The sequence below is a fragment of the Acidiphilium sp. 34-64-41 genome (assembly GCF_002282635.1).
In the GTDB taxonomy this organism is placed as follows: domain Bacteria; phylum Pseudomonadota; class Alphaproteobacteria; order Acetobacterales; family Acetobacteraceae; genus Acidiphilium; species Acidiphilium rubrum.
This window is the reverse complement of the sequence record NZ_NCJX01000090.1, coordinates 1-10890: the sequence shown is the minus strand read 5'-3', so window position 1 is coordinate 10890 and position 10890 is coordinate 1. Positions and strand designations below refer to the sequence as shown.

Here is a 10890-nt window from a genome sequence, read left to right as displayed (position 1 = left end):
GGGGAAAAGCCAGTTCGTCACGCTGGTGAATGTCAATGGCCGCCATGGCGGGGGCCACTAGCCCTAGTGGGTGTCTGAGTCAACCGGATAGGCACGGTAGTTTCTAGAATTACTTGATCCTGTCCAGATACTTCCTGTACGACTTGATTTTTTAGTTTCATCCATCTACCTCATGCATCAGACTTTAACTCCCTAATGACTCTGTAGAAATGCTGTTGATTTTCGTTGGGAGGCAGGCCGACTGTTATCCGACGCCTAGTTGTCACTCAAGCGAAGGTTCGCATCATGGTAGTCTTTTGTGCAGCACAAGAAATTCGCGCGTTGTAAGGATTTTGGCCCCGTCGTACGTTTTGAGCGGAAGAAGGTCACCCTTATCGCCTGTCACCAGAAAGTCGGCCGCACCAACCGCCGCCATCGCCAATAAATAGTTGTCATGGGGATCCCGCGACACGGTAACGACGGGGAGATCGGAAAGGGGAATGGCGAGATCGCGGATCTCGTTGATGAGACGGCCAGCCAGGGACGGATGCAGCCGTTCCCGGATCTTTGGATATCGCGTCACCCGTATGAGTTCGTCGAGCTGCTCGGTCGAGGTGAGGAGGTCGAATTTGCCCTCGCGCCATAGAACGACAAGGTAAGCCGGCAGTGAAACGCTTGAGAGCAATGCGCTGATGAGGACATTGGTATCGAGGATCAGACGCACGCTTTAGGCTGATTTCAGGACGTGTGCCTGGCGCGTAGCCGAGACGGCTTCGTCGATCATGGCTTCAAGCTCGTCGGCCGGCATATCGGCAAATCGACCGCGGACATCGGCCATTGTTTGATCGAGCACACGCCATTTGACGGCTTCCTCGATGAATTTCGACAGGTCACCTTTTTTCATGCCGCGCTGAGCCAGAAAGCTCCGCACGGTAATATCGGTTTCTTTGGAAACTGATACGGTCCATCTGGTCGTCATATCATTCGGCATGGCACCATCCTGTAGGCGCTTAGGTGTTTACCACCATAACAACCTATTGGTTTTCAGGCAACCGTTATCTGTATCTTGGTGACGTACCACATAGCGGATTGCGATACGCTATGAGTAATACTGTAACATGCTGCCACCGCTCATCGCGCCGTGAACCTTCCGAGCCCTGCCCGCGCCGGTTGGTGAATCAGAGACCCGACTGGTGGACCGACGCCGAACGACATTAGCCAACATGCTGGTACTGTCTGGAACGACGGCGCCCCCCTGCCCTTTCCGCCCCGCCACCAGAAGCTGACATCTCGTCGCTCACGATCATTTTGACCGTTCCGTCCTTGGAGCATTGGTGATACAATTCGCGGACAATGTCGCCCGTTTCATCCGGTTCCCCCGAAATTGAACCCGCCGGCGCAGGCGTCCGACGCCCGTCGCGTCGGCGCTCGGTTCGGATACATCGTCCTGCCGCGGTGCAGTTGCTGTTGTTTCCCGAACGGGTCACCCTTACCCGGATCCGGCCGGAACTGAACGAGCGCCGGTACTACCAGATCGAGGTCGTGGCGGATCTGTTCGGCGCCGTCGTCCTGGCACGACGCTGGGGACGGATCGGCCGCAATTGCCGGATGCGGCTCGAACCTTATGCGGATTTCGGCAGCGCCCTCGATGCGCTCGCCACCCTCGCCCGTCGCAAACGACAACGGGGCTATCAGGATCAGCATGCCACCTGATCCAGCCTCATCCCCGAAGCGGCGCCCGCCAGTTATCCACAGAAGCCGGGATAAGCCTGGGGACAAGGGCTTGGCAGATACCAAACCTTCGCTGACAGAGCGACGGGTTGCCAAATCCCCGACGATGGCAGCCCCGAACGATCACCCAGATGGGCGGCTCGCAAGGCATGAGCCTGTTCGATGCCACCGGAGCACGCAAGTATCTGACCGCGGCAGAACGATCGATTTTCCTCCGCGGGGCGGAGCGTGAGGATCGCCAGGTCCGAACACTGTGCATGACGCTCGCCTATGCCGGCTGCCGCCTATCCGAAGCACTCGCCCTCACCGCCGATCGGGTCGATCTGTCATCCGGCGTGCTGGTGTTCGAAACCCTCAAGAGGCGTCGCAGCGGGATCTACCGACCGGTGCCGGTTCCCCCTGCCCTGCTCGAAGCCCTCGATCTGGTCCACGGCATCCGCGAGTGCCAGTCGCGCCGCGACAGGGGGCGCGATATCCGGCTCTGGCCCTGGTCGCGCATGACCGGCTGGCGTGCTGTCCGTGCGGTGATGGTGGCGGCCGAACTGACCGGTCCGCACGCTTCCCCCAAAGGCTTGCGCCACGGGTTCGGCGTGGCCGCGGTCTCCGCCGGCATCCCGCTCAACCTGGTCCAAAAATGGCTCGGCCATGCGCAACTCTCCACCACCGCGATCTACGCCGATGCGATCGGCGCCGAAGAGCAGGATATCGCTCGGCGGATGTGGGGATGAGACAGGCGCTGCATCGGCTGACCATCGAGACACGGGGCAAAGGGTTGACCGATATCACCCGGCCCGTGGTGGACTGGACCGCGACGCAGGGGATCGAGACAGGGCTACTGACGGTATGGTGCCGACATACCTCGGCGTCCCTCACAGTCCAGGAAAACGCCGACCCAACCGTGCGGACGGATATCCTCCAATTTTTCGAAGCCCTCGTGCCCGAGGATACCGGTCGTTATGAGCATGAGGACGAGGGACCGGACGATATGCCCGCACATCTGCGCACCATGCTGACCGAAACCCAGATCAGCATTCCGGTGGCGGCCGGACGGCCGGTGTTCGGGACATGGCAGGGGCTTTATCTGTTCGAGCATCGACGCCAACCCCATCGGCGAGAGATCGTGTTGCATTTGCTGGGGGAGTGAACCGCGAAACTCTATGACCGAACGACCGACGCACTCTCCCTCGATGAGGTCGAACAAGCGGCGATTTGACCTTCGGCGGATGGGGCAGACCCTGGCCAATCGCCTCGACCCATGCGAACCTCGCCTTTCAACCGACGGAGAGATCAATCATGGCGGACCATAACCTCGAAACCCTGTGGGAGGAGCACTGCCGCTACGAATTCGAGACTCGCGATGTGGACGCCACAATGGCGACCATGGTTGCTGAACCCTACGTCAACCACATTCCGACCATGACCGGTGGTGTCGGGCACGACCAGCTCAAACGCTTCTACGAATACCATTTCATCGGCGGTAACCCGCCCGATACCAGAATGATTCCGGTAAGCCGAGCGGGCGGCCATGATCGGATCGTCGATGAGATGTTCTTCAGCTTCACTCACACGTCGGCGGTCGATTGGATGCTGCCAGGCGCTCCGCCAACCGGACAGACAGTCGAAATTCCGCTGGTCGCGATCTTCCAGTTCCGCGATGGCAAGCTCGCGCACGAGTACCTGAAAATCAAAACAGGCGACATCCCGTTGTAATACCTCTGTATTTTTTCACGCACTGTGGAAGTCTGGTCAGATATCTAGCTCCAGCACCGGCGTCCTGGAGCGGGCGCAGCAGATCAATACGTAGTTTTCACGGCTCTTGGCATCTAACACCGTATCGCGGTGATCCGGCGTTCCGCCGACATAGCGCGTCATACACGTGCCGCAATAACCGGTCTCGCAGGAAGTATCGACGAAAAATCCGTTCTTCCGCAGCACATTGACGATAGTTTCGCCGATCGGCACCTCGTATTCGGCACGTGTATCGGCAATCCTGATCCGGAACGGCTTGTCGGCATCAAGAGATGCCGCGGGCCGGGCAGGTGCAGCAAAATACTCGCAATGAACGGAAGCGGGCGGCCAGTGTGAACTCGCCTGGCCGATCGCCATCATGAGGCCCCCGGGTCCGCAATAATAGAGATGCGTGCCGGCTTCATACTCTGCCAGGATATGTGTGAAATCGAGCCCCCGGGTCGGATCGCCCTGGTCGTGATGGATTACCGCCCGCCCGTCGGCGCATAATTCCTGCAACTCATCGTGGAACGCCGTCCGAGCCAGCGATCTCGTGCAGTAATACAGCTTGAAATCTGTGCCCCGCGCCTGTGCTTTTCCCAGCATCGGGATGATTGGCGTGATGCCGATTCCGCCAGCGATGAAGACATAGCGTTCCGCCGCGACAAGCCGGAAATTATTGCGTGGCACCGATACCTCGATCGAGGTCCCTACCAGGACATTGTCGTGCAGGAACGCTGAACCTCCGCGTCCCGCCTGCTCCCTTAGGACGCCCACCGTATAGCGAGAACGTTCCGAAGGGTCCCCGCAAAGCGAATATTGCCGGATCAGCCCGTTGCGCAAATGCAGGTCGACATGCGCACCTGCAGTGAATTCTGGCAATTCGCAGCCTCCGGGATCGATCAGATCGTAGGCGTTTATTCCCTCCGCGAGATTGGTAATTTTTGTGACTTTTAAAATCATAGTTCCTGCGCCTGTGTCGTTTCGCATTTCGGACTACTGGATCTTAAACCGCTCCATAACAATGAATAAATTCTTATCGCTATCCATCACGAAAGCTGATGTTAGATTTAGAATATTGCGATGCAGCATTCACGCATTCAGAATCATGAAGCACATTGATCAACAATTCTGGTTTGACATCTTGCGCGGGTCCGCCAGTACTGAGCGAATATCTTAAGGAGGAAATTAATGATGAACAACGACGTCCTCGTAAAAGACACTTGGTACATAGTCGGCCTTTCGGGTGATTTCCAAGTTTCGGTGCTACACGGGCAAGTTGTCGCCGAACGGCCGATCGTCCTATGGCGTACCGAGGAGGGTAAGCTGGTAGCGTTCGACGATCGCTGCTGCCACAAGCGCATGCCGCTCTCCGCTGGCAAGTTGCTCGAGGACGGTCTGCTACAATGCGCCTATCACGGGTTATGCTACAACCCTGATGGTGCCTGCGTCCGCGTTCCAGCGCATCCGGACGGCCATATTCCGCCGCAGGCAAAGCTGCGCGAGGTTCCGGTGATGGAGCAGGATGGGCTAATATGGCTCTGGCCGGGCGATCCCACCCGCGCGCAGGGCACGAAACCGCCGCGCACGCCCGAAGTCCTCAGCGACGAATGGGACACTGCCGACGTGAAAGGCCCGGTCGCGGTACCGACCAACTCGCTCTTACTGATCGAAAACCTACTAGACATCACGCATTTTTTTCCGTTGCATGATGGTAATATTGGTGATCTCGAGAACAGTAAGATTCCCGTGAAGCTTGAGGAGGGCGTAAAGGACGGTAATGCCTTTGTCGGCACCGTCCGGGAAGTTTCCGGCTACAAACAGCCGCCGTTTCTGGAAGAGTATTTTGGCTACGATGTAGTCGACCGGCACCATACCCATTTCATGGTCAACCCGGGCCTCACGCGTGTGCAGATGCGCGTTTGGCCAGACGGCAAGATGGGAGATGCTGCGAGCGAGCGAGGCTACATCATACTTCATGCTCATACACCGGTCGACCGGCGCAATCATGTCTGGCGGCTCATCGTGAACTTACCGAAGGGCTTGATGTGTAAGAGCGATCCGACCAAGCCGGTTTTGCAACAGTTCGTCGAGACGTTCCCGGCCGTCATGGCCGAAGATCACTGGGCCCTCGAAAAGCAGCAAAAGATGTTTGACTACCCCGATGCAGGCTACTCCGAAGTCTTCCTTCGTACCGATGCAGCACTGCGGCGGGCGCGGCAGCTTCTTGCCAAAATGGAACGTGCCGAGGCCCCCCGGCCACAAGACGCAGTCGCTTAATCAACGCTTTGCTGTCTGGAGCTAGGGAGTACGCCACAATCCGTGGTGAAGGTTTCTGGTCATTGCGGGTTCAGGACACCGACGAACAAAAAAACAAAACTGGGGAACGTTTTATGGAGAAGCCAAGCACTATCACCGCTATTAACCCTGATGCCAACTCGATGACATTTGGCGGCACCTACCTGCAACGTGCAGTCGGCTCATGCGTTTATGTCTTCGAACAGATCATGCCGGATCCGTTCGTGCTGGTAATCCTGCTGACTGTCATCACTGCAGCCGCCGCATATCTCTTGGCGCCGCTCGGAACTCCGGCGCACATCCTTATCGGATGGTATGCCGGAATCACGAACATTTTTACCTTCGCGTTTCAAATGATTCTGATTCTTGTTACCGGCTATGCGCTAGCTAATGCGAGGCCAATAAAGCGCGGATTGCACAAAGTCTGTACGCTGGCGACAGGTCCACGATCAGCACTTGCCGTGGTCTTCGTTGGCGGCTGCATCGCAACCTTCCTGAACTGGGGCTTCGGCTTAGTAGTCGGCGCAATGCTTTCAAAGGAGGTCGCGAAGCGGGTTCGGGTTGATTTTGCTTGGCTTGTCGCAGCCAGCTATAGCGCTTGGGTACTCTGGACCTTCACTGGCATGTCGAGTTCCATTGCACTTTCGATCGCCACCCGTGGCAGCCCGCTCAATTTCATCGAAAAGGAGACGCACGCAGTCATCCCGCTCGCGCAAACGGTATTTGCACCCTGGGTTTTCGTGCCCGGCCTAATTGCGATGTTTTGCCTGCCGCTAATGTACCTCGCAATCCGCCCGACCGATGGGGCCGCGATTCCGATCGACCCGGCTGCACTCGCCGAGGACAATGTCGAACAGGAGGCGGTCGAGCGGCGCGATACCTTCGCCGCAAAGCTCGAACGATCACCGCTGTGCACCTTGGTTTTCGTTGCCGCCGGCGTCGGCTATCTTTTCCTCCAATGGAGCAGTCACGGCATCGCGCTCGACATCAATACAGTCATCTTCATCTTCCTGATCGCCGGACTGCTGTTCCATGGCAGCGCGGGCGCGTATGTTCGTGCGATCTCGTCCGCCGCCAAGGTGACGGGCCAGATGATGCTGCAATACCCGTTCTATGGTGGGATCATGGGTATTATGTCGGCCACCGGCCTCGCCAAGGTTATCTCGACGGCTTTCGTTCATCTCGCGTCCAAGTGGACCCTGCCGTTCTGGAGCTATGCCGGCTCGCTTATCATAACTCTGTTCATCCCCAGCGGCGGTGGGCATTGGGCGGTTCAGGGGCCATTCACGATTCCGGCTGCGCTGCGGCTGCACGCGTCGATGGCAGCAACATCCATGGGGGTGGCCAGCGGTGAGCTGGCATCGAGCCTCTTGCAGCCTTTTTGGGCCATCCCCCTCGTGGCGATCGCTGGAGTGGGAGTGCGGCGCGTTCTCGGCTTCACCTTCGCGAGCTTCCTCTTTCTCTCGGTTTTCTTCGGCGCCGTCTACTTGCTGGTCGCCCCTGCCTTCGCGCCCTACTGAGTCATCATCCACAAGCCTGGAGTTTTTGAATGACTGTTGGACCATTGACTGGACTCCGTGTACTAGAATTCGGGCAAATCGCCGCCGGTCCCTTTGTCGGCATGCTGCTCGCCGATCTTGGCGCCGACGTAGTCAAGGTCGAACGGCCCGACGGCGGGGACGGCATGCGCAGCTGGCCGCCGTTGATCCCGGGGGAGGATGGCGAATACAGCGGCAATTTCGCCTCACTTAACCGGAACAAGCGCAGTATCGCGATAGACCTCAAGGATCCCGACGACCTCCGCCGTCTGCTCGCTCTCTGTTCGAAGGCGGATGTTGTGGTGGAGAACTTTCGACCCGGCGTGCTGACCAAGCTCCGCCTCGGCTACGACGATCTTTCTGCTCTCAATCCGGGCTTGGTTTATTGCTCACTCTCCGGATACGGCCAGCACGGCCCCTATGCCAGTCAGGGTGCATTCGACGTCACGATCCAGGCCGCAAGCGGCCTTATGAGCGTCACCGGTGAGGACACGGGCGGCCCAACAAAATGCGGCGTGCCGGTGGGCGATTTTACCGCCGGCCTCTATGCCGCCTTCAGCATCCTGGCAGCACTCCGCAGACGCTCCGACACCGGCATTGGTGCGGCAATCGATTGTTCAATGCTCGGCAGCCTCCTCGGCGTCGCCGCCTTGCAAACCAGTGAATATTTTGGCACCGGGCGCTCGCCGGCACGGCTGGGTTCCGCCCACCCGCGCAACGCACCATATCAGGCCTATCGTGCCGAAGATCGGTTCTTCGTTGTCGCGGCTGGTAACGAGGTTCTCTGGCAAAAATTCTGCATCGTTGTCGGTCTGCCCGAACTTGCCGCAGACGAACGATTCACCCCGCAGGTCCGGCGAGCGAAGAACCAGAAGGAACTTGAAGCCATCCTCGCCCCAGTGTTCCTGGCGCGCACTGCAGACGAGTGGCTTGCCGATCTCATCGCGGAGGGCATACCCTGCGCGCCGGTCAACGATTTCGCGGCCATTCTTGCCGATCCCCATGTGGCGTCGATGGACCTGCTCCACGAATTGATGCTGCCGAACGGTGTCCAGACAAAGACTGTTGGTTTTCCCGTACGCATTTCGGGATACAGGTTCAACATCAGCCGCATGCCGCCGACGTTGGGACAAGATACCGAAATCATAATGAATGAATGGTTACCACTGGTGATGCCGTGAGCGCCGTCGAGGTCGTGCCACCGGACGAGCGACGCGTGTGCCAGCTGATACTCAACCGTCCCGAGCGAGCCAATGCGATGGGCCCTGCTTTGGTCGAACCAATGCTGGCTTGCCTTGAGACAGCAGCCGTCGACGGTACACGAATTCTAGTCTTGCGGGGTACAGGCTCGAACTTCTGCGCCGGCTTTGATCTTTCCGGATATGAAGTGGAAAGCGATGGTGATCTGTCACTCCGCTTCATCCGGATCGAGCAGGTATTTCAGCTTCTGTCTTCGGCACCATTCCTTTCAATTGCCTGCGTCAACGGTGCTGCGTATGGTGCCGGAGCAGACCTGGTTGCCGCTTGTGATTATCGTATCGGTGTCGGGTCCTCCCGATTTCGCTTTCCCGGCTATCGCTTTGGCGTCGCGCTGGGTACCCGCCGCCTCGCTGCCATTACCGGGGCAGCGGTGGCGCAGGATATCCTGATAAGCGGACGCGTCATCCGAGATGATGAGGCCATGGCCTGCGGCCTACTGACGCACGTCCTGGATGCCGACGCGGCAGATTCGGAGATTGATCGTCTAAGCAAGGAAATGACTGCCCTAGACGACCTTTCCGTCCGCACTCTCGTCACCAATACTCGCCGCCCATTCGGCGATGCGGACCATGACCTCGCAATGCTTGCCCGCAGTGTGGCGAGGCCTGGCCTGCGGGAGCGTCTAGGACAATACGCGGAGGCGGCACGGCAGGAAAAGTCACGGCACGCTAAGACTTCAGAAAAGTACTGACCTCGACGGCAAGGTTAGCAACGATCTGATTCAACGCGTCAAACTTTTCCGGAAGCGTGATGGCGAAGAATTCGACCAGCCGTTGCACCGGTTCGGTTCGCAGCACTCGCAGCGATCCGGCTGAGATCTCGGTTTGGTAGCAAATCGGAGGCAGCAGACTGATCCCAACACCGGATGCTGTCAGCAGAGCGACAACGCTCATGCTGTTGCACTCGTCGCTTGGCCGGTAAACGACTTTTTTTGACTGAAACCACGCCTCGATTGACCGGTGGTGGAATGATTCCCGCGGAAGCACGATGATGCGCTGTGCCTGCAGTTCCTCAGGCCCAAGCGGTCCCGAAGGGAGGTTTAAGAGCGGACTTGCCATCCATTCGAAAGCAACGTTGCCAAGAGACTGCGCGTTTATTCCCGCCTCAAAAGACCGGCAGGGTGCAAGCGCCAGATCTACGACGCCTGCATGGAGCTTCGCCATCACTTCCTCCGTCAGAGCGACGTTGAATTTGGACTTGACGTTCGGGAAGCGCTTGTGAAGGACTTCAACCAACTGGGGCAGCCAGGTTAAGGCGATGACCTCAGTTATCCCGATCCGCACTACACCTGAGATTGTCTCTGGCGCTGCCACCCGTTCCTGCATCTCTTCCGCCAGCTGCAGCAATCGCTCAACGTAATCCATTAACTCCTCGCCTTTCGGCGTCAGGATGACCTTCCGGTTGAGCCGTTCAAAAACGGGTCTGCCGAAGCGTAGTTCAAGTTCGGCAATCCGCATGGAAACGGCGGACTGCGTTGAATTCAGCCGCTCGGCTGCTGCCGTGAAGCTACCGAGTCGCGCTGCCCAGAAAAAGGTTTCGAAATGCTTCATGTGAAGCGAGATTATGCTCATTGCCGCTCCTCGCTTTGCTCGCCGCCCTTGGTATTGTGAGACGCTTGGCAATTCAAGTTCCGCGCATCCTGCGCGTTCCGGTGAACCATCACTGCCCGCTGACCTCCTTCACATCGCTCCCTGCACCGAAGCTAAACCAGAATTCTGAGATATCTCTTTGCAGTTAAGGATAAAGTCTGTAAGAGGGCCAAAAGGGCGGGTACGCCACAGGGGATTCGCATTTGGAATTTGCTTGACAGGCGGATGAACGCTTGCGCGACACGGGCGTGATCGATTCTACCCTTTGGCGTCGTTAATGATCGCTGGAGGCTGCCTTGGAACAATTTGCCACCTGCTGGGAGGGGTTGGAAGATCCTCGAACTGGCAATGCCGCGCTACATGATTTTCATGAACTGCTGATGATCGCGCTCTGCGCTACCCTGTGCGGCGGGCAAAGTGCGGTGGCAATGTCGCGGTTCGCCGAAGCAAAAGAGAGCTTCCTGCGCGGCTTTCTCAAGCTTGAACATGGGCTGCCCAGTCACGACACCTTCAGCCGGCTGTTCCGGCAGCTCGATCCGAAGCAGTTTAGCGCCGCCTTTCAACACTTCATGGCCCGCTTTGCCGATACCGTTCGTGGTGTTGTAGCGATCGACGGTAAGGTTCTTCGCCGCTCTTTCGATCGTGCCAGCGAGAAATCCCCGCTGCATATGGTCAGTGCCTGGGGCTGCGAGCAACGTCTGGTGCTGGCCCAGATTGCCACCGATGCCAAATCCAACGAGATCACCGCGGTGCCGAAACTGCTGGAG

General features: G+C 58.1%; 13 protein-coding genes. 9 read left to right on the top strand and 4 right to left on the bottom strand.

Going from position 1 to position 10890, the window contains the following annotated elements:
• Positions 1-283: 283 nt before the first annotated feature.
• On the bottom strand, positions 284-703 hold the full coding sequence (locus B7X49_RS15390; protein ID WP_029314343.1) for a putative toxin-antitoxin system toxin component, PIN family: 420 nt from the start codon (positions 701-703) through the stop codon (positions 284-286).
• A 3-nt stretch (positions 704-706) separates the two neighbouring features.
• Positions 707-970, bottom strand: a complete 264-nt coding sequence (locus B7X49_RS15385; protein WP_029314344.1) for a ribbon-helix-helix domain-containing protein — start codon at positions 968-970, stop codon at positions 707-709.
• A 464-nt stretch (positions 971-1434) separates the two neighbouring features.
• Here B7X49_RS15385 and B7X49_RS15380 point away from each other — a divergent pair, with 464 nt between their 5' ends.
• The 4 genes from B7X49_RS15380 (at position 1435) to B7X49_RS15365 (ending at position 3420) form a co-directional block, all read left to right on the top strand.
• Positions 1435-1692: a WGR domain-containing protein gene (locus B7X49_RS15380; RefSeq protein ID WP_286705091.1), complete on the top strand. Its 258-nt coding sequence runs from the start codon at positions 1435-1437 to the stop codon at positions 1690-1692.
• A gap of 149 nt (positions 1693-1841) precedes the next feature.
• Positions 1842-2438 carry a tyrosine-type recombinase/integrase gene (locus tag B7X49_RS15375; protein ID WP_286705092.1) on the top strand — a complete coding sequence of 199 codons (597 nt, stop codon included), beginning with the start codon at positions 1842-1844 and terminating at the stop codon, positions 2436-2438.
• Positions 2435-2854: a secondary thiamine-phosphate synthase enzyme YjbQ gene (locus B7X49_RS15370; RefSeq protein WP_286705093.1), complete on the top strand. Its 420-nt coding sequence runs from the start codon at positions 2435-2437 to the stop codon at positions 2852-2854. The genes B7X49_RS15375 and B7X49_RS15370 overlap by 4 nt, the downstream gene beginning before the upstream one ends.
• Before the next feature lie 149 nt (positions 2855-3003).
• Complete coding sequence (locus B7X49_RS15365; RefSeq protein WP_286705094.1) at positions 3004-3420, top strand: nuclear transport factor 2 family protein; 417 nt, start codon at positions 3004-3006, stop codon at positions 3418-3420.
• A gap of 36 nt (positions 3421-3456) precedes the next feature.
• Here the strand turns inward: B7X49_RS15365 and B7X49_RS15360 are convergent, their stop codons facing one another.
• Positions 3457-4428 carry a PDR/VanB family oxidoreductase gene (locus B7X49_RS15360; protein ID WP_286840088.1) on the bottom strand — a complete coding sequence of 324 codons (972 nt, stop codon included), beginning with the start codon at positions 4426-4428 and terminating at the stop codon, positions 3457-3459.
• 204 nt (positions 4429-4632) lie between these two features.
• Between B7X49_RS15360 and B7X49_RS15355 the strand changes: the two genes are divergently transcribed.
• The 4 genes from B7X49_RS15355 (at position 4633) to B7X49_RS15340 (ending at position 9225) form a co-directional block, all read left to right on the top strand.
• A complete protein-coding gene (locus B7X49_RS15355) occupies positions 4633-5718 on the top strand; it encodes an aromatic ring-hydroxylating dioxygenase subunit alpha (protein WP_286705096.1) in 1086 nt (361 codons plus the stop codon).
• Positions 5719-5780: 62 nt separating this feature from the next.
• Positions 5781-7256: a short-chain fatty acid transporter gene (locus tag B7X49_RS15350; RefSeq protein ID WP_286705097.1), complete on the top strand. Its 1476-nt coding sequence runs from the start codon at positions 5781-5783 to the stop codon at positions 7254-7256.
• Between the two features lie 29 nt (positions 7257-7285).
• A complete protein-coding gene (locus tag B7X49_RS15345; RefSeq protein ID WP_286705098.1) occupies positions 7286-8455 on the top strand; it encodes a CaiB/BaiF CoA-transferase family protein in 1170 nt (389 codons plus the stop codon).
• Entirely contained in the window at positions 8452-9225 is a 774-nt protein-coding gene (locus B7X49_RS15340) for an enoyl-CoA hydratase/isomerase family protein (protein ID WP_286705099.1), read from the top strand. Before B7X49_RS15345 ends, B7X49_RS15340 begins: the two co-directional genes overlap by 4 nt.
• Here B7X49_RS15340 and B7X49_RS15335 read toward each other — a convergent pair.
• On the bottom strand, positions 9203-10084 hold the full coding sequence (locus B7X49_RS15335) for a LysR family transcriptional regulator (RefSeq protein ID WP_286840084.1): 882 nt from the start codon (positions 10082-10084) through the stop codon (positions 9203-9205). The two genes, B7X49_RS15340 and B7X49_RS15335, sit on opposite strands and share 23 nt — an antisense overlap.
• Before the next feature lie 335 nt (positions 10085-10419).
• Between B7X49_RS15335 and B7X49_RS15330 the strand changes: the two genes are divergently transcribed.
• Positions 10420-10890: ISAs1 family transposase (locus B7X49_RS15330; RefSeq protein WP_286840081.1), on the top strand; the 471-nt coding region annotated here is incomplete at its 3' end.

Excerpts from the sequence above, each read along its gene's own strand:
- B7X49_RS15385 (WP_029314344.1), bottom strand. The coding sequence starts at position 970 with ATGCCGAATGATATGACGACCAGATGGACCGTATCAGTTTCCAAAGAA.
- B7X49_RS15365 (WP_286705094.1), top strand. The coding sequence starts at position 3,004 with ATGGCGGACCATAACCTCGAAACCCTGTGGGAGGAGCACTGCCGCTAC.
- B7X49_RS15375 (WP_286705092.1), top strand. The coding sequence starts at position 1,842 with ATGGGCGGCTCGCAAGGCATGAGCCTGTTCGATGCCACCGGAGCACGC.
- B7X49_RS15360 (WP_286840088.1), bottom strand. The coding sequence starts at position 4,428 with ATGCGAAACGACACAGGCGCAGGAACTATGATTTTAAAAGTCACAAAA.
- B7X49_RS15355 (WP_286705096.1), top strand. The coding sequence starts at position 4,633 with ATGAACAACGACGTCCTCGTAAAAGACACTTGGTACATAGTCGGCCTT.
- B7X49_RS15335 (WP_286840084.1), bottom strand. The coding sequence starts at position 10,084 with ATGAAGCATTTCGAAACCTTTTTCTGGGCAGCGCGACTCGGTAGCTTC.
- B7X49_RS15370 (WP_286705093.1), top strand. The coding sequence starts at position 2,435 with ATGAGACAGGCGCTGCATCGGCTGACCATCGAGACACGGGGCAAAGGG.
- B7X49_RS15345 (WP_286705098.1), top strand. The coding sequence starts at position 7,286 with ATGACTGTTGGACCATTGACTGGACTCCGTGTACTAGAATTCGGGCAA.